Genomic DNA, 20,594 nt, shown 5'->3' with positions numbered 1-20,594 from the left:
CCACCATGACCGATTCTTCCCATGTCCGCAGCTACTTGCTGGAGTTGCAGGAGCGCATCATCAGCACCGTCGCCGCACTCGACGGCCAGCCCTTTGTGGCCGACCCCTGGCACAAGGACCCCGGCGAAACGCTGCAGGGCGACGGCATCACCCGGATCCTGGAGCAGGGCAGGGTGTTTGAACGCGCCGGCTGCGGCTTCTCGCATGTGCGCGGCCCCAGGCTGCCACCTTCGGCCACGCAGCACCGGCCCGAGCTGTCCGGCGCGCCCTTCGAGGCCATGGGTGTGTCGCTGGTGTTTCACCCGCGCAACCCCTATGTGCCTACCGTGCACATGAATGTGCGCATGATCGCGGCGACTCCGGCCTCGGGCCCGACGGCCTACTGGTTCGGCGGCGGCATGGATTTGACGCCGTATTACGGGTTTGAGGAGGATGCGGTGCATTTCCACCAGACCTGCAAGGACGCCCTGGGCCCGTTTGGCGAGGACAAGTACCCGCGCTTCAAGACCTGGTGCGACGAGTATTTCTACCTGAAGCACCGCGACGAGCAGCGCGGCATAGGCGGCGTGTTTTTCGACGATTTCCAGGAACTCGGCTTCGAGGGCAGCCTGGCGATGATGCGTTCGGTCGGCGACGCCTTCCTGGCCGCCTACCTGCCCATTGTCGAGCGCCGCAAGGACATGGCTTACGGCGAGCGCGAGCGCGATTTCCAGCTGTATCGCCGCGGCCGTTATGTGGAGTTCAACCTGGTCTGGGACCGCGGCACCCACTTTGGCCTGCAGTCGGGCGGGCGCACCGAGTCCATCCTGATGTCGATGCCGCCGCTGGCCGCCTGGTCTTACCAGCGTCCTGTCGAAGCCGGCTCGGCCGAGGCGCGGCTGACCACAGAATTTCTGGTCAGGCGGGACTGGCTTTGAGTGCTGAGCCGTCAACAGGCGCAAAACGTATCGGCATTTTTGGCGGCGCGTTTGACCCGCCGCATTTGGCTCACGTGGCGCTGGCAGAGGCTGCAACGGCGCAGCTCGCGCTGGATGCGCTGCACATCATTCCGACCGGCCAGGCCTGGCACAAGACCCGAACGCTCAGCGCGCCCGAACACCGGCTGGCCATGGCCCGGCTGGCGTTTGCCGGGCTGGACCGGGTGGTGGTCGACGACCGGGAAATCCGGCGTGCCGGCCCCAGTTTCACCATCGACACGCTGGAGGCCCTGCAGGCCGAAAACCCCGGTGCCCAGCTCTACCTGGTCATTGGTAACGACCAGTTCGCCGCCCTGAAGACATGGCACCGCTGGCAGGCGATTCTGGAAATAGCTATAATTTGTATAGCAAACCGCGCCGGTTCGACAAGCACTGGTGCTGGTTTTGACCCTGAAAATCAGGCCAGGCACGCGGTTTTGACCCTCAAAATGCCCCTGATGCCCGTCAGTGCCACCGACATCCGGCGGCAAATCAGTTCAGGCAGCGCCAGCCCGCAGGGCTGGACCCACTTGGTTCCGGAGCCGGTTGCGCGTTATATTGAGCGCCATCATCTCTACATTTCCCCGTAATTCCCGTCCACTCACTCATTGAAGCAAACCACTGCATGACTTCCACCCCTGCCAACACCGCCAGCACCGCTGCGAAAAAAGACGTCCAGAAACTGCAGCGAGCCATCATCGATGGGCTGGAAGATGTGAAGGCGGCAGACATCCAGGTGTTCGACACGGAGCACATCACCTCGCTGTTCGAGCGCGTGATCATCGCCTCGGGCAGCTCCAACCGGCAGACCAAGGCACTGGCCGCCAGTGTCCGTGATGCCGTGCGTGACGCCGGTTTTGCCAAGCCGCGCATCGAGGGTGAGGAAAACGGCGAGTGGATCATTGTGGATTGCGGCGCCGCCGTGGCGCACATCATGCAGCCGACGATTCGCCAGTATTACCACCTCGAAGAACTGTGGGGCGACAAACCCGTCAAGCTCAAGCTCGGCGCACCGGCACCGCTGGTCAAGGCGTCCAAGCCCGACGTCGAGGAAGCGCCCAAGCCTGCCAGGTCGCGCGCTGGTGCAAAATCGTCGGGCAAGGCTGCGGCCAAACCTGCCGCCAGAAAAGTGGTTGCCCGGACCGATGACGGCACTTACGTGGGCCGCGTCGGCAAGATGACCGACTGGACCGCCAAGCGCAATGCCGCGGCACCGGCTGCGGAGCCTGCGGCCAAGCCTGTCAAGGCGGCTGCCAAATCGACTGCCAAAGCGGCGGTGAAAAAGGCGCCGGCAAAAACACCGATCGTCAAGATTCCAGTCGCCAAAAAAGTCGCGGCGAAGAAAACGGTTGCAAAAGCAGCAGCCAAGACGACTGCCAGGAAACCCGCTGCGAAGAAAACCACGACCCGGAGCAAATGAGGCTGACGATTGTCGCCGTCGGGCAGAAAGTGCCCGATTGGGCGCAAACCGCCTACGACGACTACGCCAAGCGTTTTCCGCCTGAACTCAAGGTCGAACTCAAGGCTGTCAAGACCGAGCCGCGCGCCTCCAAGACCCTCGAAAACCTGCTGGCGGCCGAACGCCAGCGTATTGAAGCCGTGATTCCCAAAGGCACACGCATCATCGCGCTGGACGAGCGCGGCACTGCCGTGACCACGGTGGCGCTGTCGGCCAGGCTGACGGGCTGGCAACTGGGCGGCGATGACGTGGCCATCGTCATCGGCGGCCCGGACGGGCTGGACCCCGCGTTCAAGCAGGCCGCCCACGAGCGCCTGCGCCTGTCGGACCTGACCTTGCCGCATGCCATGGTGCGTGTGCTGCTCATCGAGCAGCTCTACCGCGCCTGGAGCATCACGGTCAACCACCCCTATCACAGGGAATAATGGGCCCCCACGTTCGTTCACTGCGTGTAACTCTCTGCCCCCCGGGGGGGCGCTGCGCCTGCGGGCCGGCGGAGCCGGACCCGCGGCCCCCGCTGGGCTGAATCGGGGATGTGGCTTGCCTCAGGACTTCAAACATGAACGACTTCATTTACCTTGCGTCTCAAAGCCCGCGCCGCCGCCAGCTGCTGGAGCAGCTGGGCGTGTCCTGCGAACTGCTGCTGCCTGACGCCGGCGAAGACAGCGAGGCGCTCGAGGTGGTGCTGGCTGGCGAGGCGCCGACCGCTTATGTCCAGCGCGTCACGCAGCTCAAGCTTGACGCCGCCGTGGCGCGCCTGAAACAGCGCGGTTTGCCGCCGGCACCGATTTTGTGTTCCGACACCACGGTGGCGATGGGGCGCCGCATCTATGGCAAACCTGACGATGCCGCCCATGCCGAAAGCATGCTGGCTGAACTGGCCGGACGAACCCACCGGGTGCTGACGGCGGTGGCGGTGCAGCAGGGCCGCAAGCGGGTTCAGGCGCTAAGCGTGTCACGGGTGACTTTTACGCCCATGAGCCGGGCCCAGATCCGCGCCTACGTCGCCACCGGCGAGCCGCTGGGCAAGGCCGGTGCCTACGCCATCCAGGGCAGGGTGGCGATGTTCATCTCGCACATGAGCGGCAGTTATTCCGGCATCATGGGCCTGCCGCTGCATGAAACCGCGCTGCTGCTGCAAGCCGCAGGCCTGAAAATATAAAAAGCGCCCCACAAGAAGACACCATGCAACAAGACATCCTGATCAACTGGTCGCCCCAGGAAACCCGTGTGGCCATGGTCGAGTACGGGGCGGTGCAGGAGCTGCATGTCGAGCGCACGCTGGAGCGCGGCCTGGTCGGCAATGTCTACCTCGGCAAGGTGGTCCGGGTGCTGCCGGGCATGCAGTCGGCCTTCATCGACATCGGCCTGGAACGCGCCGCGTTTTTGCATGTGGCGGATTTGATGAGCAGCATCAACAGCCGGCATGCCGATGCCGACAACGCGGCTACCCCCGCGGCAGCACTGCAGCCAATTGAAAAACAGCTGTTTGTAGGCCAGTCGCTGATGGTGCAGGTGCTCAAGGAACCGATTGGCACCAAGGGCGCGAGGCTGACCGCGCAGGTCAGCATCGCCGGCCGGCTGCTGGTGTTTTTGCCGCAGGACAACCACATCGGCGTGTCGCAAAAAATTCCCGCCGCACAGCGCGAGGACTTGCGCCAGCGCCTGCAGGCCCTGACCGGCGACATGGGCGGCGGCTTCATCCTGCGCACCAATGGCGAGGACGCCACCGATGCGGAGCTCGGTGAGGATATCGCCTACCTGCGCAAGACCTGGGCCCGCATCAAGGACGCCGCGCTACGTTTGCCGCCAACCTCGGTGCTGCACCAGGATCTGAACCTGCTGCAGCGCGTGCTGCGCGACATGGTGGTGGAAACCACGCAGAGCATACGCATCGACTCACGCGAGCAGTTCGACAAACTCAGGCAGTTCGCCACGGAGTTCATGCCGGCGACCCTGCAGCGGCTGCAGCTGCACAGCGGCGAGCGCCCGATTTTTGATCTCTTCAACATCGACGAGGAAATTGCCAAGGCGCTGGGCCGGCGGGTGGACCTGAAGTCGGGCGGCTACCTGATCATCGACCAGACCGAGGCGCTGACCACGGTGGACGTCAACACCGGCGGTTTTGTCGGTGCGCGCAATTTTGACGACACGATTTTCAAGACCAACCTGGAAGCCTCGCAGGCGATTGCGCGGCAGCTGCGCCTGCGCAACCTGGGCGGCATCGTGATCGTCGACTTCATCGACATGCTGCGTGACAGCCACCGCGACGCCGTGCTGGCGGAGTTCCAGAAGCAGCTCGCGCGCGACCGCATCAAGACCAGCGTCAACGGCTTTTCGGCGCTGGGCCTGCTCGAGATGACGCGCAAGCGCACGCGCGAGTCGCTGGCGCACCAGCTGTGCGAACCGTGCAGCGCCTGCATGGGCAAGGGCGTGGTCAAGACGGCGCGCAGCGTCGGTTACGACATCCTGCGCGAGATCCTGCGCGAGGCGCGCCAGTTCAATCCCCGGGAGTTCAGGGTGATTGCCTCGCCCAAGGTGATCGAGCTGTTTCTCGACGAGGAAAGCCAGCACCTGGCGGGCCTGAGCGACTTCATCGGCAAGCCGATCTCGCTGCAGTCCGAAGCCGCCATGGCGCAGGAACAGTACGATATCGTCCTGCTCTGAAGCACTGCCTCCTGTCCTGCATGCCCGCCACGCCCGCCAGCCCCCAGCGCCCGATACCGATTCTGGTCTACCACCAGATCAGCGAAGCGCCGCCCAAAGGTGCGCCTTTCCGCAGCCTCTACGTTTCGCCGGTCTCCTTTTCGCGCCAGATGGCCCTGCTGAAGCTGCTGGGCTACCAGGGGTTGTCGATGAGCGCGCTGCTGCCCTATCTGCGCGGTGAAAAAACCGGCAAGGTGGTGGGCATCACCTTTGACGATGGTTACCGCAACAACCTGACCCACGCGCTGCCGGTGCTGCAGCGTCAGGGGTTTTCATCGACCTGTTATGCCGTCAGCGGGCTGCTGGGCAAGACCAACGAGTGGGACCAGGGCATAGGCATGGCGCAGGTGCCGCTGATGACGGCGGACGAGTTGCGCCTGTGGGTGGCCGGGGGCCAGGAGGTCGGATCACACACGCAAAACCACGCGCGTCTGCTGCAAAGCGACGACCCCACCGCGCTCGATGAAATGACCGGGGACAGGGCAGCACTCGAAGGGCTGCTGGCCACCTCCGTGCGGCATTTTTGTTATCCCTTCGGTGAATACGCGCCGCAGCACGTGGCCATGGCTCGCCAGGCCGGGTTCCAGACCGTCACTACGACGCAGCGTGGCCGCAGCTCCGCCCGGAACGACCTGATGGAGTTGCCGCGGGTGCCCGTCGTGCGTTCCACCAGTCTGGCGGTGTTCTGGCTCAAGGTGGCGACGGCCTACGAAGACCGGGACCGCAGGTGAGCGGCTCATCCGTTCAGCCTGAGGCGCCACGCAGGCTGCGTATTGCGGTGCTGAACCGTGTTTTTGACCCGGCCGGGGGTGGGGCGGAGCGGTATTCGATTGCGCTGGTGGAACAGCTCGCGCAGCGCCACGAGATCCATGTGTTTGCGCAGCAGATCAGGCACCACGCGCCGGGCGTGATTTACCACCCCGTTTCCATGCCGCTGCGCAAGCCGCGCTGGGTGAACCAGCTCTGGTACGCGACCGCCACCTGGTGGGCCACGCGCCGGGGTTTCGACATTGTTCACTCCCATGAAAACACCTGGCAGGGCCAGGTGCAGACCGTGCATGTGCTGCCGGTGAAATACAACCTGTTTCATGGCCGGACCGGCTGGCGGCGCGTGCTGGCTTGGGCCAAGGTCTGGAGCAGCCCGCGCCTGTTGACCTACCTGGGGCTGGAGCGCCTGCGTGTCGCGGCCCGGGGCGGGCGCTGCGTGGTGGTGACGTCGGCCAGCCTGGGCGACACTCTGGCCGCGACCTACCCCGGCACGCTGGCCGTCACCACCGTGATCACACCGGGGGTGGTGTTGCCCGCGGCACCCGCCGGTGCGCCGGAACAAGGTGCGGCCCGCATGCAGCTGGGCCTGCCGCCCAAGGGACGCTGTCTGCTGCTTGTGGGAAATGACTACCGCAAAAAGGGCCTGGGGACGCTGCTGCGGGTGCTGCGCGACCTGCCGGCGGACGTGGTGCTGGCGGTGGTGGGCAACCCGGGGCAGATCCCGGTGTTTGAACGGCAGGCGCAGGCGGAGGGCGTGGCCGGGCGCGTGTTTTTCCTCGGTTCGCTGCAGGACGTGGCGCCTGCGTACCGCGCCGCGGACTGCCTGGTGCACCCGACGCTGGAGGATACGTTTGCCATGGTGGTCCTGGAGGCCATGGCGCACGGCCTGCCCGTGGTGGTCAGCAGTGCGGCGTATTGCGGTATTTCAAGCCTGCTCAGCCATGGCGCCGATGCGCTGCTGCTGGACAATCCGCAGGATGCTGCGAAACTGGCCGGCACCCTCCAGCAAGTGCTCGGCGACGAGGTGCTGCGACAGCAGTTGGGTAGCCAGGCGAGGGCGTTTGCAAGCCGCTACCAGTGGCCGGCGATTGCGCGCCAGCAGGAAGCGGTGTATTTCGCCACGCTGGCCGCGGAGCAGCGCTGACAAACTGCGTTCAGGCCCTCAGGCCACCAGCTTGAAGTGTTTTCGGCTAAAGTCCCGCCCGGTGAGCAACTCGATTCTGCGCATCAGGTGGTATTTGTTTTCCTTGCGGGTCGGCTGGTAAGCCGGGTCGATCTGCAGGTCCTGCTCGGCGCCCGTGAGCAGCCATTCCTGCACGACTTTCGGGTGGGTTCCCTTGAAAGCTTCCAGGGCGCGCGCATCGAACTGGCTGTACTTGATCTGCATGGTCGTTGAGTCGGCCCAGTACTTGCTGACCTGGTCGAGCTTTTTCTGCATGTCCTCATTGCGGCGAATCCAGCCGTAGTGGTAGATGTGGGCGTTGGCCAGTGCCGCCTGCGGGTTGCGCGGTCGCTTGTGCTCGGTGGTCACCAGCCAGTACTGGCCGTCGGGCGCGTAGGAGCGGATGGTGTTCCTGATCAGCCGGCACTCGCGGCGGTACCAGCCGGGGCTGACCGAGACCCACTGTGCGGAGCCGTAAAAGTGGTGGTAATCAAAGACCAGCGCTTCCACCGCCGGGTTGCCATGGTGCTTCTCGACGCTGGCGCGGATCGCGGCCAGGTCCTCCTCGTGAACCACCTCGTCGCCCTCGAGGTAGAAGGCCCAGTCGCCGGTGCAGGAATACTGCGCAATCATCTTCTGTTGCGCGTAAACAAAGCCGCGGTCGGCCATGCGTTCGTTCCAGACGGTTTCGATCACGCGGATTTTCGGGTCGCCAATCGCCAGCACGCGCGCCAGCGTTTCGTCGTTGCCGCGGCCCACCGCGACGACGAATTCGTCGACCAGCGGCAACAGGGAGCGGATCGAGGCTTCAAACGGGAAGCCCAGCTCGACGCCGTTGCGGATGAAGGTGAAACCACTGATGGAAATTGTCATGAAAGTTGCGCCACGGGGGGACTTTGCGATAGATCGGCGTCGTACAGCCCGAGCTTGTAGAGGCGGGAATAGGGGCCGTCGCGTTCAATGAGTTCGGCGTGTGTGCCGGTTTCGATGATTCGGCCGGCATCCATCACCACGATGCGGCTGGCGTGCTGGACCGTGGAGAGGCGGTGCGCAATGACCAGCGTGGTGCGGTTGCGCATCAGCCGCTGCAGCGCTTCCTGCACCGCGCGCTCGGATTCCGTGTCCAGCGCCGAGGTGGCTTCGTCCAGAATGAGCACCGGCGCGTCCTTGTACAGGGCGCGGGCGATCGCCAGGCGCTGGCGCTGGCCGCCCGACAGCTGCGTGGCGTTGTGGCCCACCAGCGTGTCCACGCCCCGCGGCAGCTCGGCCACAAAACGTTCCAGGTTGGCAGCCTTCAGGCAGACCAGCACCTTGTCCCTGTCCATCGCCATGCCCAGCGCCACATTGGCGGCCACGGTGTCGTTGAGCATCACCACGTGCTGGCTGACCAGAGCGAACTGGCCGCGCAATGCGTCGATCTGCCATTCACGCAGTTCATGGCCGTCGAGCTCGATGCTTCCGGAGGTGGGCTCGACAAAACGCGGCAGCAGATTGACGAGTGTGGTCTTGCCCGCACCTGAAGCACCGACCAGGGCCACGGTTTCGCCGGGGGTGATGGTCAGGTTCAGCGCGTCCACCGCGGGCGCGCCATCGTCGTTGTAGGCCACACGCGCATTGATGAAACTGATCTTCCCTTCCGCCCTCGGTTTCGAAAAATCGCCACCTGGCTCGTCAGGCGTTTTCTCCATCAGGTCCAGTCCGCGTTCCAGCGCCGCCAGGCCGCGTGTGATCGGGCTGGCGACCTCCGACAGGTGCTTGATCGGTGCCACCAGCATCAGCATGGCGGTCACAAAAGCCACAAACGAGCCGACAGAGGTGGTGTCGGTGGAGCTTTGCAGCAGGGCGACAGAAATGACGGCCGACAGGGCCGCCGCCGCCAGCATCTGCGTGGCCGGGGTCATGGCCGCTGAGGCCACCACCGATTTCATGGACAGGCGCCGCAAGGCATCGCTGAGCTGCGCAAAACGCGTGGCCTGGCTCTCCTGCGCCGCATGCAGCCGGACATCGCGGTGCGCCAGCACGTTTTCCTCCACCACATAAGCCAGCGAGTCGGTGGCCGCCTGGCTGGCCTTGGTGAGTTTGTAGAGGCGGCTGGAGAGCACACGCATGACCCAGGCAATGGCCGGAATCAGCAGCGTGACAATCAGGGTCAGCCGCCAGTTCAGGTAAAGCAGGTAACTGGACAGCGCCAGCAGGGTCAGGGTGTCCCGGGCCAGGCCCATCAACGAGTTGACCAGCATGGACGAGCCGTTTTGCACCTCGTAGACCACGGTGTTGGCCAGCGCACTGGCGGACTGGTTCGAAAAAAGGTCCAGACGGGCGGTCATCAGCTTGCGGAACATGGCCTTGCGCAATTCCAGCAAGCCGATGTTGGTGACCTTGGCCAGCGCAATTTGCGCAAGAAAACCCGCGAAGCCGCGCACGCCGAAGAGCAGCAGCAGCGACACGGGAACCATCCAGATATCGATGCCCCCCTTGCGGAAACCTTTGTCCAGCAGGGGCTGCAACAGGGCGGGCACCAGCGGCTCGGTGGCGGAAGCCACCACGGTGGCACCAACGGCGATGGCCCAGGCGCTCGGTGACTGGCTGAAATAAGGCCAGATGCGGCGCAGGCGCTGGCCGATGGGTGCCGGTGACACCGCACCCGTGGCGGCAGCGGCGGTCTGCTCGGGGCCGGTCGTCAAACCGGAACCTCGTCGCCGGCCCTGGCCGGGGCAACCACGGCCAGGCGCATGTGCATCTGGCAGCCAGTCGCAGACACCCCACCGGGAGCCGGGAACAGGTCAGCAGTGACGGTGCGGGAAAGGGCTGCGATATTTGGCATGGGCGCCGCATCAGGACCGTGAAGTGAGCAAGCCTGCATTATCGTGGAACAATTGGCGGCCATTTCCTACAAATACCTCCGCTGGCAGCGCCCACAATCAACAGCTTGTTTGCGGAGCGTTAAATTAGGGCGGCTGGCTTGCGAACCTCACCAACACCTGCGCTCCCATGACTCTTTCTGTCATCATCATCACGAAAAACGAAGAGGCCAATTTGCAGGCATGCCTGGAGTCCGTGCGGTTCGCCGACCAGTGGGTCGTGGTTGACAACGACAGCACCGACAACACGCGCGCCATTGCCAGAGCCTTCGGGGCGGAAGTGACCGAAACCGGAGCCTGGCCCGGCTTTGGTCCGCAAAAAAATCTCGCCTTGGGCCTGGCCACCGGGGAATGGGTGCTGTCCATCGATGCGGATGAGCGTGTGACGCCCGAGCTGGCCGCAGAGATCCAGAGAGCGGTCCTCCATGGCGCGGCCGACGCCTTTGAAATTCCCCGCCTTACCCAGTTCTGCGGCCAGTGGATTCACCACTGTGGATGGACGCCTGACCCGGTGTTGCGCCTTTTCCGGCGCGGACAGGCCCGGTTCAGCGACGATCTGGTGCATGAGCGCGTGATCCTGAGCTCCGGCGCTGTTTCACGGCTGAACGCCAAGTTGCTTCACTATAGTTACCCGACACCCGCCCACTACTGGCGCAAGCTGGAGCAATACAGCCTGGCCTGGGCCACGCAGGCGCATGCGCGCGGCAGGTCCAGCTCCATGCCGAGGGCGGTAATATCGGGTGTGGTCGCTTTCGTCAAAAGCTATTTTTTTCGCCTCGGCATCCTCGACGGCAGCATGGGTTTTGCCGTGTGTGCCATGCAGGCCCAAGCCGCATTCGGCAAGTACTTCACCCTGTATTGTTTGAACCAGAAAAATGCACCTCAAAAAACCTGACCTTTATTCGATTCGGGGCCTGTCAACAGGCCGTCGCAGCTTCATCGCCGGACTGACCGGCAGCCTGGGCGTCCTGGCGGTACAACCCGCCTGGTCCCAGTTCCGGGTCGAGGTGTCGGGCGTCGGCCTGACCCAGTTGCCGATTGCCATTGCCGGCTTTCGCGGTGATGCACAGTCGCCGCAGAAAATCGCCGCCATTGTGCAGGCCGACCTGGAGCGGAGCGGCCAATTCCGTGCGGTCGATACTGCCGGCCAGAACCTGGACGAAAACTCCCGGCCCGACCTGTCCGTGTGGCGCCAGCGCGCCGCCGATTCTCTGCTGACCGGCAGCGTGACGCGTCTGGCCGATGGCCGCTTCGACGTTCGCTGCCGCCTTTGGGACGTGGTGCGCGGGCAGGACCTCGGCGGGCAAAGCTACGTGATACCGCAGGGCGACCTGCGCCTGTCGGCGCATCGCATTGCCGACTTTGTTTATGAAAAACTGACCGGCGAGAAAGGCGTTTTCTCCACCCGCATCGCCTATGTGACCAAGGTCGGCCCGCGTTACAACCTGTGGGTGGCCGACTCCGATGGCGAAGGCGCCCAGTCGGCGCTGACCAGCCCCGAGCCCATCATCTCCCCGGCGTGGTCGCCCACCGGCGCGCAGCTGGCTTATGTGTCGTTCGAGTCGCGCAAGCCGGTGATTTATGCCCACGATGTGGCCTCGGGCAAACGCCGCCTGCTGGCGAACTTCCGCGGCTCCAACAGCGCGCCGGCATGGGCGCCCAACGGCAACCAGCTGGTCGCGACGCTGAGCCGGGATGGCGGCTCGCAGCTGTATGCCATTCCGGCGACAGGCGGCGAGGCGCGCCGCTTGACCCAATCGGCCAGCATCGACACCGAGCCGGCGTTTTCACCGGACGGGAAATACGTCTATTTCGTGAGTGATCGCGGCGGCTCGCCGCAGATCTACCGCATGGGAGCCGGCGGCGGCAATATCGAACGTGTCACCTTTACCGGGAGTTACAACATATCGCCGGCCCTGAGCCCGGATGGCCGCTGGCTGGCCTATATTTCACGCATAGGTGGCGCCTTCAAGCTGCACCTGATGGACCTCGGCAAGGGAACCGCCATCTCGATCACCGACACCAGCGCCGATGAAAGCCCCAGTTTTGCGCCGAACAGCCGGCTGATCGTCTATGCCACCCAGCAACAGGGCAGGGAAGCCCTGCTGACCACCACCCTGGACGGCAAGATCAAAGCCCGCCTGACCGGCGCCGCCGGAGACATACGTGAGCCTGACTGGGGACCTTTCCAGAGGTAACCAGTCACCTTGATCCCAACCCCTTTTTATTTTTTACGGAAAGTACACATTCATGAAGCGCATCCTGATCTCACTCGCCTCCATCATCACCCTGAGCGCCGCACTGGTCGGCTGCAGCTCGGGCGTCAAACTCAATGAGGTGCCTGTCGAAAACCGGACCCCGGTCACCACCGCACCGGGAACCGGCGACGCAGCCGGCGTGACCGGCCGCGATGTGGCGCCTGTCCTGATCGGTGCCACCGATCCTTCGCTCGCTGGCCCGCCCGGTGCAGCCCGCGTGATCTACTTCGACTACGACAGTTTTGTCATCAAGCCGGAATTTCAGGCGACGGTGGAAGCCCATTCGCGTTTCCTCAGCGCCAACAAGGCCCGCAAGCTGGTGATTGAAGGCAGCACCGATGAGCGCGGCGGCCGCGAGTACAACCTGGCATTGGGGCAGAAACGTGCCGAGGCCGTGCGCCGCGCCTTGGGCCTGCTGGGCGCCACCGATGCGCAGGTCGAAGCGGTCAGCTTCGGCGAGGAAAAACCTGCCGTGACGGGCTCGGATGAAGAGTCCTACTCCAAAAATCGCCGCGCCGAATTCAACTACCGTTAAGTTGCAGCCATGACCTTGAAGAACTTCCGGACTTCGCTGGGAGCCGTGGCGTGTGCGCTAGCCTGCGTCATGGCGTTCAACGCCCATGCGGCGTTGTTCGAGGATGATGAAGCCCGCAAGGCGATTCTTGAACTGCGCCAGCGGCTCGATGCCACAACGACCGAGCTGCGCAAGTCCGGTGATGAAACCGCGCAGCTGCGCCGCAGCCTGCTCGAGTTGTCCAGCCAGATCGACCAGTTGCGCAGCGAACTGGCCAGAATGCGCGGGCAGGACGAGCAGTTTGCCCGCGAACTCGCCGAAGTCCAGCGCATGCAAAAGGATTTGTCACAGGGCGTGAATGACCGGCTCAGCCGGTTCGAGCCATCCAAGGTCAGTGTTGACGGCCGTGAGTTCGTGGCAGACCCGGCAGAAAAGCAGGAGTTCGAGGCTGCGCTGGCAGTACTGCGCAAGGGCGAGTTCGCGCCGGCCCAGGCCGCCTTCACCAATTTTCTCAAGCGGTATCCCCAAAGCGGCTACAAGGCGCCGGCGCTGTTCTGGCTCGGCAACGCACAGTACGCGCTGCGCAACTACCGCGACGCGCTGGTCAATTTCCGCGCGCTGGTGGCCGCCGACCCCGAGCATATGCGCGCCCCCGAAGCCGTGCTTGCCGTGGCCAACTGCCAGGTCGAGCTCAAGGACGTCAAGGCGGCGCGCAAGACGCTGGAAGACCTGCTCAAGGCCTACCCGCAGTCGGAAGCCGCTTCGGTCGCCAAGGAACGCCTGGCCAGGCTCAAGTAGAGACTTCGCAGGCGGCAGGGCAGCGCACTTCCTGCCCAGCCCCTAAAATCGGGCGATGGATATCTCCCAGCTCAACACACTCACCGCCCAGGTTCTCTGGGCGGCCTTCATTCTGGCGGTGCTGTTCGGCGCCGTTGTCCAGCGAACCCACTTCTGCACCATGGGTGCGGTCAGCGACATTGTCAACATGGGTGACTGGACACGCATGCGTGTGTGGGGCATGGCCATCGGCGTGGCCATGATCGGCTTTTACGGCCTGGCCGCGGCCGGGCTGATCGACCCGGCCAAAGCGATATATGCCTCGAACCGCTTCATCTGGCTGTCCGCGCTGGTCGGCGGCCTGCTGTTCGGCTTTGGCATGGTGCTGGCTTCGGGCTGCGGCAGCAAGACGCTGGTGCGCATAGGTGGCGGCAACCTCAAATCACTGGTGGTGTTTGTGGTCATGGCGGTGGCCGCATTTGCCACACTCAAGGGCATCACGGCGGTGCTGCGCGTGGCCACGGTAGATCGTGTGGCCATCGATTTTTCCGGCAACGCCGCCTTGTCCAACTGGGCGACCGGTTTGCTTGGTGTGTCACCGGTGCTGGCCGGACTGGTGCTGGCCGGGGTGCTGGGTGGGGGCCTGATCGTCTGGGCGCTGGCCGGCCCGGAGTTTCTCCGCTTTGACAACCTGCTCGCCGGACTCGGCATTGGCCTGCTGATTACCGCCATGTGGTGGCTCAGCGGTCACATGGCTTATGTCGCAGAGCATCCGGAAACGCTGGAGGAGACGTTTCTGGTGACCAATTCCGGCCGCATGGAAGCCCTGAGTTTTGTGGCTCCGATGGCCTACACCATCGATTGGCTGATATTTTTCAGTGACAAGACCAAATTGTTGACGCTGGGTGTTGTGTCCGTGTTTGGCGTGGTCGTTGGCTCGGCGCTGTATTCCCTGCTGTCACGCAGCTTCCGCTGGGAAGGCTTTCGAAATACCGAAGACACCGCCAATCACCTGGTCGGGGCCGTGCTGATGGGGGTGGGCGGCGTAACCGCCATGGGTTGCACCATCGGGCAGGGCCTGTCCGGCATCTCCACGCTGAGCGCCACCAGTTTCGTGGCTGTCGCGGCCATCATCGCCGGTGCTGTGGCGGGGCTGAAATACCAGATCTGGCGGCTGGAAAGTTGATGGCCCCCACGCTCGGCACTGGCGTGTCCTCGCTGCCCCCCGAGGGGGCTGATTTCCCTTGGGGCGTCCCGGCGGGAAATTGCCTGTGACTGAAATTTCTTCTGAACTCCCTGCCGACCTGGAGCGGCGCTTCGGCGGGCTGGCGCGTCTGTATGGCGTGTCAGGCGCAAAAAAAATTCGCGCGGCCCATGTGGTAGTGGTGGGCCTGGGCGGCGTGGGTTCCTGGGCCGCCGAAGCCCTGGCGCGCAGCGGCGTGGACAGGCTGACGCTGATTGACCTGGACCACATCGCCGAGTCCAACATCAACCGCCAGATCCACGCGCTCGACACCACACTGGGGCAGGCCAAGGTCCAGGCGATGCGCGAACGCATAACGCACATCCATCCCGGGTGTGTGGTGCATTGCATCGAGGAGTTTGTCGATGCCGCCAACTGGCCGATGATTGCAGGGCTGGATGCGCACGGCAGCAACGCGGTGTCGGTCATCGATGCCTGCGACCAGGTCCGGGCCAAAACCGCCATGGCCGCATGGGCGATGCGCCACAGAGTCAACTTCATCAGCGTCGGTGCTGCCGGTGGCAAGCGCCACGCGCACAAGGTTGATATTGAAGACCTGTCGCTGGTCACGCACGACCCGCTGCTCGCACAGCTGCGTTACCGCCTGCGCAGGGAGCAGGGCGCGGCGCGCAAGGGAAAGATCGGTGTGGCCTGTGTGTTCAGCCGCGAGGCGGTGATGCAGCCCGCGGCCCTGGCCTCGGGGGCTGACGCTGCGCTGGATGCATGCGAGATTCAGGACGATGCATCGGGCGATGGCAGCCTCAATTGTCATGGCTATGGATCGGTGGTCAGCGTGACATCGGCCTTCGGTTTGTGTGCTGCAGGTTGGGTGCTCAACAAAATTGCTGAGTAGTTTTTTAAAGAGCCAAAAAATGACGCTATAATTTGAGGCTGTTCTGCATTACGCAGTACAGACCAGGGAGAAATCCTTGGGGCCTTAGCTCAGTTGGTAGAGCAGCGGACTTTTAATCCGTTTGTCGTGGGTTCGACCCCCGCAGGCCCCACCAAATTTTTAAAGCGCCTGACTGCAAAGTCAGGCGCTTTTTCTTTGCCTGGTGTTTGATCCTTACTTCGTTTCAAGTCATCGGCAATATCCTCACGGCTGCGTGGCCGGCAAAGGATATTCAGGCAGAGTAGCCCAGCAGAGGCACTTCCAGCTGCGCCTGCTGCGCCACGCGAATACAGTCTTTCATGTGTTCCTCGCCCAGATAACGGATGGCCGCATAACCGACGGTGGCGGCAACGATCTGACCCGCGAAGGGCACGTACTTGGCGAGTTGTTTGGTGGTCAGCCGCATGCCGATTTTGGTGGCAGCCTTGAGGATCAGGTCTCTGGAGATGAACTTGCCGATCAGGACCGAGCCGACCAGGGTGACCGCTTTCTGGACCTGGTCGCGCTTTTTCGGATCGAGCTGGTCGAGCTGCTGCGGCGTGAGGCCAAACTCGCGGTTGATTTCAGGAATCAGCTTCGACAGCATCGCGGCATCGACCGCCCAGTCGAGGCCGGGCACCGGCACGGCGCTGGCCGCGGCAGCGACCATGGCGCGTTTGTTGAGCAGCTTGCGGCTGCGAATCACCGCGGCCGCAAGGGCCGCGTCGTCGGAAGCCATCTGGAGGGCGGTGGGCATGAGTGCACTTTAGCGCGAAATGCCCGGCGGGGTTAGAGCCGCAAGCCCAACCCGTGCGCCCAACGCCGACTCAGGCCAGCGAGGTTTCGATCTGCTCGGTGAGTTCCAGCCAGCGCTCTTCCAGCGTGCCCAGTTCGGTGGCTATCACCTTCAGGCGCTTGCCGGACTGGGCCATTTCCGCAGGCGCGGTGGTGCTTGCCAGCGAGGCCTGCAGGCTGTCGCGTTCCGCGCTCAGCGACTGCATGCGCGCGTCGATTTTTTCCAGTTCCTTGCGCAGCGGCTTGGTCGTGTCCGACTGCTGTTGCCGGCGCTGCGCGTCGTCCTTCTTGCTGGCCGGTTTTTTGGCGTCAAAAGTGGCTGCAGCCGGCGTTGCTGTTCCGCTGGCAGCTACTGTTTTGGTAGCGGCTGCAGCCGGTGCAGCGGTACTGGTGGATTTTTTGGCTTCTTCGCGCTGGCGTTTGGCTTCGTCGAGCAGGTAACGCTGGTAGTCGTCGAGGTCGCCGTCGAACGGCGCGACGCCGCCACGCGAGACCATCCAGAACTCGTCGCACACGGCTCGCAGGAGAGCGCGATCGTGGCTGACCAGCATGACCGTGCCTTCAAACTCGTTGAGCGCCATCGACAAGGCTTCACGTGTGGCCAGGTCCAGGTGATTGGTCGGCTCATCGAGCAGCAGCAGGTTGGGGCGTTGCCAGACGATCATGCACAGCACCAGGCGGGCTTTTTCACCGCCGCTCATGCTGCCGACGGCCTGCTTGACCATGTCGCCGCCGAAATTGAAGTTGCCCAGAAAGCTGCGCAAGTCCTGCTCGCGGGTTGGCTGGCTGCCTATCTTGCCGGCGGCGGTGACTTCCTTGACCAGCCGGATCATGTGTTCCAGCGGATTGTCGGCCGGACGCAGCACGTCGAGCTCCTGCTGCGCGAAGTAGCCGATGTTCAGGCCTTTGCCTTCGGTCATCTCGCCGCTAATGGGCGCCAGCGCACGCGCGATGGTCTTGACCACGGTGGACTTGCCCTGGCCGTTGGCGCCCAGGATGCCGATGCGCTGGCCGGCCAGCACCGACTTGCTGACGTTCTGCACGATGACCGTGGGTGGTGTGCCTGCGGGCGCATCGGCTGGCGGCGGGTAGCCGAAATCGACATGCTGCATCGAGAGCATGGGGTTGGGCAGGTTGGCCGGTTCCTTGAATTCGAAGGTGAAGTCGGCTTCGGCCAGCAGCGGCGCAATTTTCTCCATGCGGTCCAGCGCCTTGACCCGGCTTTGCGCCTGCTTGGCCTTGCTGGCCTTGGCCTTGAAACGGGCAATGAACTTCTGCAGGTGGGCAATCTTGTCCTGCTGCTTGTTGAAGGCACCCTGCTGAAGCGCCATCTGCTCGGCGCGCAGATCCTCGAACTTGCTGTAGTTGCCGCCGTAACGGGTCAGCTTGGCGCCTTCAATGTGCACGGTGACATCGGTCACGGCATCGAGAAACTCGCGGTCATGGCTGATGACCAGCATGGTGCCCTGGTAACGCTTGAGCCAGGCTTCCAGCCAGACCAGCGCGTCCAGGTCCAGGTGGTTGGTCGGTTCGTCGAGCAGCAGCAGGTCGGAGGGGCACATCAGCGCGCGCGCCAGCTGCAGGCGCATGCGCCAGCCGCCGGAAAAACTGTTGACCGGGTTGTCGAGCTCGCTGAGCTTGAAACCCAGGCCGAGGATCAGCGCCTGGGCTCTGGCCGGCGCGTCGTGCGCGCCCGAGTCGTAGAGCTCCATGTAGGCATGCGCCATGCGGTCGCCGTCACCGCTGGCTTCGGCGGCGTCGACCTCGGCCTGCGCGGCCTGCAGCACCACGTCGCCTTCAATCACGTAGCTGGTGGCGCTTTGTTCGGTTTCGGGCATGTCCTGGGCGACCTGCGCCATGCGCCACTGGGCGGGGATGTAGAACTCGCCGCCGTCTTCATGCAGCGTGCCGTTGAGCATGGCAAACAGCGAGGACTTGCCCGCGCCGTTACGCCCCACCAGGCCGACTTTTTCGCCGGGGTTGAGGGTGACAGACGCGCTGTCGAGAATCACTTTGGCGCCGCGACGCAGCACCACGTTTTTAAGGGTAATCATTTAAACCAAGCAGACACAAGAAAAATAGCCAGTCGGCGCGCTGCGCCCCAATGACGGCCCGAGACGCAAGTCTCAAGCCAGTTGTTGGCGCGTGAGGAGCAGAACCTGGTCGGGGCCGGCGCTGGTTTCAAACCAGAGCGGTTCCAGGTGCTGGAAGGCGCGTTCAAAATTCTCGCGCTCGTTGCCGATTTCCAGCACCAAAACACCATTTTCGCTCATATGGCCGGCCGCGTTTAGAAAAAGGCTTCGAATGAAGTCCATGCCGTCCGCGCCACCGGCCAGCGCCAGGGCCGGTTCAGCCCTGAATTCGGCCGGCAGGGCGGCCATGGTGGCCGCGTTGACATAAGGCGGGTTGCACAGAATCAGGTCATACGGGCCGGGGCAGGCGGCCAGTCCGTCAGACTCGATGAGGGTGATACGCGACTGCAACTCATGGACGTCCACATTGATGCGGGCCACGGCCAGCGCGTCGGTACTGATGTCGGCGGCATCGACGGCCACGTCGGGGTACGCCATGGCGGCGAGGATGGCCAGGCTGCCGTTGCCGGTGCACAGGTCCAGCACACGGTGGGTGGACGCGCTGAGCCAGGGGTCGATGCTTTCATCGACCAGCAGTTCGGCAATCAGCGAGCGCGGAATGATCACGCGTTCATCGACATAAAAGGGCACGCCCTGCAGCCAGGCCTCCCGCGTCAGGTAGGCGGCGGGTTTGCGGGTGTTGATGCGTGCTTCCAGAAGGATAGCAACCTTTGCAGCATCGGCGGGGGATACAGGCGTATTTTCCTCTTCGTCGAGCTCGTCCAGCGGCAGGCCCAGCGACCACAGCACCAGCCAGGCGGCTTCGTCGAAAGCGGTCAGCGTGCCCTGGCCGAAACCGTCGGCCAAGGTGAGGCCGGCGGCCTCGAGGCGGTCGGCCCAGTACTCGACCAAGGCGATGACGGTCGTCGGGGCAGGCGCTGCGCTCACTGGCCGGCGAGGCGCTCCAGCACGCCCCTGTAGATGTTTTTGAGCGGGTCCAGCGTGCTGACCAGCACGTGTTCGTCGATCTTGTGGATGGACGCGTTGATCGGGCCGAACTCGATCAGTTGCGGGCAGATGCTGGCGATAAAACGCCCGTCGCTGGTGCCGCCGGTGGTCGAGAGTTCGGTCTGCAGACCGGTCTCGGCGCGTATGGACTCGCTGACGGCCTGCACCAGCTCGCCGGGCGTGGTCAGAAAGGGCTGGCCGCCCAGGGTCCAGGTCAGCGTGTAGTCGAGCTGGTGTTTTTGCAGGATGGCCTCGAGCCGCGCTTTCAGGCTGTCGGCGGTCGATTCGGTCGAAAAGCGGAAGTTGAAGTCCACCACCAGCTCGCCCGGGATGATGTTGGACGCACCGGTGCCGCCGTGCACATTCGACACCTGCCAGCTGGTGGCCGGGAAAAAGGTGTTGCCGGCATCCCATTCGGTGGCGACCAGTTCGGCCAGCGCGGGGGCAAAGTCGTGAATCGGGTTTTTGGCCAGGTGCGGGTAGGCGATGTGGCCCTGCACGCCCTTGACCGTGAGCTTGCCGCTCAGCGTGCCGCGGCGGCCGTTCTTGATCATGTCGCCGAGCTGGTCCACCGAGGTCGGCTCGCCGACGATGCAGTAGTCCAGCACCTCGCCGCGCGCCTTGAGCTGCTGCACCACCACGGCCGTGCCGTCCACCGACGGGCCTTCCTCGTCGCTGGTGATCAGGAAGGCGATGGAGAGATTCGGCTGCGGGGTGGCCGCGAGAAATTCCTCGACGGCCACGACCATGGCCGCGATCGAGGTTTTCATGTCCGCGGCGCCGCGCCCGTAGAGCACACCGTCGCGGTGGCTGGGGGTGAAGGGCGGGCTGGTCCACTGCTCCAGCGGGCCGGTCGGCACCACATCGGTGTGGCCGGCAAAGACCAGGGTTCTGGGTGCTATCGAATCAGGAGCTGCCTGCGCCCGTCCCGTCTGGGCTACAGGGCCAAAACCCTTGAATGTTGCCCACAGGTTGGTGACGCGGAAGTGCTCTGGCCCGCTGACGATGGTTTCACATTCAAAACCCAGCGCCTGCAGACGCGCGGCCAGGAGGGCCTGGCAACCCGCGTCGTCGGGTGTCACCGAGGGTCGGGAAATCAGTTGTTCAGCAAGTCGGAGTGTGGAAGACATGAAAAAGGAAACGA

The 20,594-nt window shown here is 64.0% G+C and carries 20 protein-coding genes and 1 tRNA gene; 15 read left to right on the top strand and 6 right to left on the bottom strand.

Annotation, left to right across the window (positions count from 1 at the left end; all coding sequences use genetic code 11):
* Nucleotides 1-5: 5 nt before the first annotated feature.
* The 8 genes from hemF to B7X65_RS00900 all read left to right on the top strand — a co-directional run bounded on the left by hemF (nt 6) and on the right by B7X65_RS00900 (nt 7,033).
* A complete protein-coding gene (gene hemF, locus B7X65_RS00935; protein ID WP_293592117.1) occupies nt 6-917 on the top strand; it encodes an oxygen-dependent coproporphyrinogen oxidase in 912 nt (303 codons plus the stop codon).
* On the top strand, nt 914-1,546 hold the full coding sequence (nadD, locus tag B7X65_RS00930) for a nicotinate (nicotinamide) nucleotide adenylyltransferase (RefSeq protein ID WP_293592116.1): 633 nt from the start codon (nt 914-916) through the stop codon (nt 1,544-1,546). The genes hemF and nadD overlap by 4 nt, the downstream gene beginning before the upstream one ends.
* A 35-nt stretch (nt 1,547-1,581) precedes the next feature.
* A complete protein-coding gene (gene rsfS, locus B7X65_RS00925; protein ID WP_293592115.1) occupies nt 1,582-2,376 on the top strand; it encodes a ribosome silencing factor in 795 nt (264 codons plus the stop codon).
* Nucleotides 2,373-2,840 carry a 23S rRNA (pseudouridine(1915)-N(3))-methyltransferase RlmH gene (gene rlmH / locus B7X65_RS00920; protein ID WP_293592114.1) on the top strand — a complete coding sequence of 156 codons (468 nt, stop codon included), beginning with the start codon at nt 2,373-2,375 and terminating at the stop codon, nt 2,838-2,840. Before rsfS ends, rlmH begins: the two co-directional genes overlap by 4 nt.
* Nucleotides 2,841-2,974: 134 nt before the next feature.
* The gene (locus B7X65_RS00915; protein WP_293592113.1) at nt 2,975-3,577 is read left to right on the top strand and encodes a nucleoside triphosphate pyrophosphatase; all 603 of its coding nucleotides are present in this window, start codon (nt 2,975-2,977) and stop codon (nt 3,575-3,577) included.
* Nucleotides 3,578-3,600: 23 nt separating this feature from the next.
* The gene (gene rng, locus B7X65_RS00910) at nt 3,601-5,082 is read left to right on the top strand and encodes a ribonuclease G (RefSeq protein WP_293592112.1); all 1,482 of its coding nucleotides are present in this window, start codon (nt 3,601-3,603) and stop codon (nt 5,080-5,082) included.
* A 20-nt stretch (nt 5,083-5,102) separates the two neighbouring features.
* Nucleotides 5,103-5,852 (top strand): polysaccharide deacetylase family protein, encoded by a 750-nt coding sequence (locus B7X65_RS00905; RefSeq protein ID WP_293592111.1) that lies wholly within the window; start codon nt 5,103-5,105, stop codon nt 5,850-5,852.
* Nucleotides 5,849-7,033: a glycosyltransferase family 4 protein gene (locus tag B7X65_RS00900; RefSeq protein WP_293592110.1), complete on the top strand. Its 1,185-nt coding sequence runs from the start codon at nt 5,849-5,851 to the stop codon at nt 7,031-7,033. The genes B7X65_RS00905 and B7X65_RS00900 overlap by 4 nt, the downstream gene beginning before the upstream one ends.
* Nucleotides 7,034-7,051: 18 nt before the next feature.
* On the opposite strand, the gene B7X65_RS00895 is transcribed toward B7X65_RS00900, so the two are convergent.
* Nucleotides 7,052-7,924: a glycosyltransferase gene (locus B7X65_RS00895; RefSeq protein ID WP_293592109.1), complete on the bottom strand. Its 873-nt coding sequence runs from the start codon at nt 7,922-7,924 to the stop codon at nt 7,052-7,054.
* Nucleotides 7,921-9,675, bottom strand: a complete 1,755-nt coding sequence (gene msbA / locus B7X65_RS00890) for a lipid A export permease/ATP-binding protein MsbA (RefSeq protein WP_293592439.1) — start codon at nt 9,673-9,675, stop codon at nt 7,921-7,923. The genes B7X65_RS00895 and msbA overlap by 4 nt, the downstream gene beginning before the upstream one ends.
* A gap of 367 nt (nt 9,676-10,042) precedes the next feature.
* Between msbA and B7X65_RS00885 the strand changes: the two genes are divergently transcribed.
* The 7 genes from B7X65_RS00885 to B7X65_RS00855 all read left to right on the top strand — a co-directional run bounded on the left by B7X65_RS00885 (nt 10,043) and on the right by B7X65_RS00855 (nt 15,711).
* Entirely contained in the window at nt 10,043-10,807 is a 765-nt protein-coding gene (locus B7X65_RS00885) for a glycosyltransferase family 2 protein (protein ID WP_293592108.1), read from the top strand.
* Nucleotides 10,788-12,110 (top strand): Tol-Pal system beta propeller repeat protein TolB, encoded by a 1,323-nt coding sequence (tolB, locus tag B7X65_RS00880; RefSeq protein ID WP_293592107.1) that lies wholly within the window; start codon nt 10,788-10,790, stop codon nt 12,108-12,110. Before B7X65_RS00885 ends, tolB begins: the two co-directional genes overlap by 20 nt.
* Before the next feature lie 52 nt (nt 12,111-12,162).
* Entirely contained in the window at nt 12,163-12,705 is a 543-nt protein-coding gene (pal, locus tag B7X65_RS00875; RefSeq protein ID WP_293592106.1) for a peptidoglycan-associated lipoprotein Pal, read from the top strand.
* A gap of 69 nt (nt 12,706-12,774) precedes the next feature.
* Nucleotides 12,775-13,482, top strand: a complete 708-nt coding sequence (ybgF, locus tag B7X65_RS00870; RefSeq protein ID WP_293592438.1) for a tol-pal system protein YbgF — start codon at nt 12,775-12,777, stop codon at nt 13,480-13,482.
* 55 nt (nt 13,483-13,537) lie between these two features.
* On the top strand, nt 13,538-14,647 hold the full coding sequence (locus B7X65_RS00865) for a YeeE/YedE family protein (RefSeq protein ID WP_293592105.1): 1,110 nt from the start codon (nt 13,538-13,540) through the stop codon (nt 14,645-14,647).
* Nucleotides 14,648-14,732: 85 nt separating this feature from the next.
* Nucleotides 14,733-15,557, top strand: coding sequence for a tRNA threonylcarbamoyladenosine dehydratase (locus tag B7X65_RS00860; RefSeq protein WP_293592104.1), 825 nt, complete (start codon nt 14,733-14,735; stop codon nt 15,555-15,557).
* A gap of 78 nt (nt 15,558-15,635) precedes the next feature.
* Nucleotides 15,636-15,711: transfer RNA gene (locus B7X65_RS00855), tRNA-Lys, on the top strand.
* 117 nt (nt 15,712-15,828) lie between these two features.
* Here B7X65_RS00855 and B7X65_RS00850 read toward each other — a convergent pair.
* The 4 genes from B7X65_RS00850 to dapE form a co-directional block, all read right to left on the bottom strand.
* Nucleotides 15,829-16,332, bottom strand: a complete 504-nt coding sequence (locus B7X65_RS00850; protein ID WP_293592103.1) for a hypothetical protein — start codon at nt 16,330-16,332, stop codon at nt 15,829-15,831.
* A gap of 70 nt (nt 16,333-16,402) precedes the next feature.
* Nucleotides 16,403-18,424, bottom strand: coding sequence for an ATP-binding cassette domain-containing protein (locus B7X65_RS00845; RefSeq protein WP_293592102.1), 2,022 nt, complete (start codon nt 18,422-18,424; stop codon nt 16,403-16,405).
* 72 nt (nt 18,425-18,496) lie between these two features.
* Nucleotides 18,497-19,390: a 50S ribosomal protein L3 N(5)-glutamine methyltransferase gene (gene prmB, locus B7X65_RS00840; protein ID WP_293592101.1), complete on the bottom strand. Its 894-nt coding sequence runs from the start codon at nt 19,388-19,390 to the stop codon at nt 18,497-18,499.
* The gene (gene dapE / locus B7X65_RS00835; RefSeq protein WP_293592100.1) at nt 19,387-20,580 is read right to left on the bottom strand and encodes a succinyl-diaminopimelate desuccinylase; all 1,194 of its coding nucleotides are present in this window, start codon (nt 20,578-20,580) and stop codon (nt 19,387-19,389) included. The genes prmB and dapE overlap by 4 nt, the downstream gene beginning before the upstream one ends.
* Nucleotides 20,581-20,594: the final 14 nt, after the last annotated feature.

This window comes from Polaromonas sp. 39-63-25, assembly GCF_002278925.1.
In the GTDB taxonomy this organism is placed as follows: Bacteria; Pseudomonadota; Gammaproteobacteria; order Burkholderiales; family Burkholderiaceae_C; genus Polaromonas.
The sequence above is the reverse complement of the archived record's forward strand: the minus strand, read 5'-3'. Positions and strand labels throughout refer to the sequence as shown.

Bases quoted from the DNA above. Each gene is read 5' to 3' on its own strand.
- hemF (WP_293592117.1), top strand. From the start codon at position 6: ATGACCGATTCTTCCCATGTCCGCAGCTACTTGCTGGAGTTGCAGGAG.
- rsfS (WP_293592115.1), top strand. From the start codon at position 1,582: ATGACTTCCACCCCTGCCAACACCGCCAGCACCGCTGCGAAAAAAGAC.
- rlmH (WP_293592114.1), top strand. From the start codon at position 2,373: ATGAGGCTGACGATTGTCGCCGTCGGGCAGAAAGTGCCCGATTGGGCG.
- B7X65_RS00915 (WP_293592113.1), top strand. From the start codon at position 2,975: ATGAACGACTTCATTTACCTTGCGTCTCAAAGCCCGCGCCGCCGCCAG.
- rng (WP_293592112.1), top strand. From the start codon at position 3,601: ATGCAACAAGACATCCTGATCAACTGGTCGCCCCAGGAAACCCGTGTG.
- B7X65_RS00905 (WP_293592111.1), top strand. From the start codon at position 5,103: ATGCCCGCCACGCCCGCCAGCCCCCAGCGCCCGATACCGATTCTGGTC.
- B7X65_RS00895 (WP_293592109.1), bottom strand. From the start codon at position 7,924: ATGACAATTTCCATCAGTGGTTTCACCTTCATCCGCAACGGCGTCGAG.
- B7X65_RS00885 (WP_293592108.1), top strand. From the start codon at position 10,043: ATGACTCTTTCTGTCATCATCATCACGAAAAACGAAGAGGCCAATTTG.
- tolB (WP_293592107.1), top strand. From the start codon at position 10,788: ATGCACCTCAAAAAACCTGACCTTTATTCGATTCGGGGCCTGTCAACA.
- pal (WP_293592106.1), top strand. From the start codon at position 12,163: ATGAAGCGCATCCTGATCTCACTCGCCTCCATCATCACCCTGAGCGCC.
- ybgF (WP_293592438.1), top strand. From the start codon at position 12,775: ATGGCGTTCAACGCCCATGCGGCGTTGTTCGAGGATGATGAAGCCCGC.
- B7X65_RS00865 (WP_293592105.1), top strand. From the start codon at position 13,538: ATGGATATCTCCCAGCTCAACACACTCACCGCCCAGGTTCTCTGGGCG.
- B7X65_RS00850 (WP_293592103.1), bottom strand. From the start codon at position 16,332: ATGCCCACCGCCCTCCAGATGGCTTCCGACGACGCGGCCCTTGCGGCC.
- B7X65_RS00845 (WP_293592102.1), bottom strand. From the start codon at position 18,424: ATGATTACCCTTAAAAACGTGGTGCTGCGTCGCGGCGCCAAAGTGATT.
- dapE (WP_293592100.1), bottom strand. From the start codon at position 20,580: ATGTCTTCCACACTCCGACTTGCTGAACAACTGATTTCCCGACCCTCG.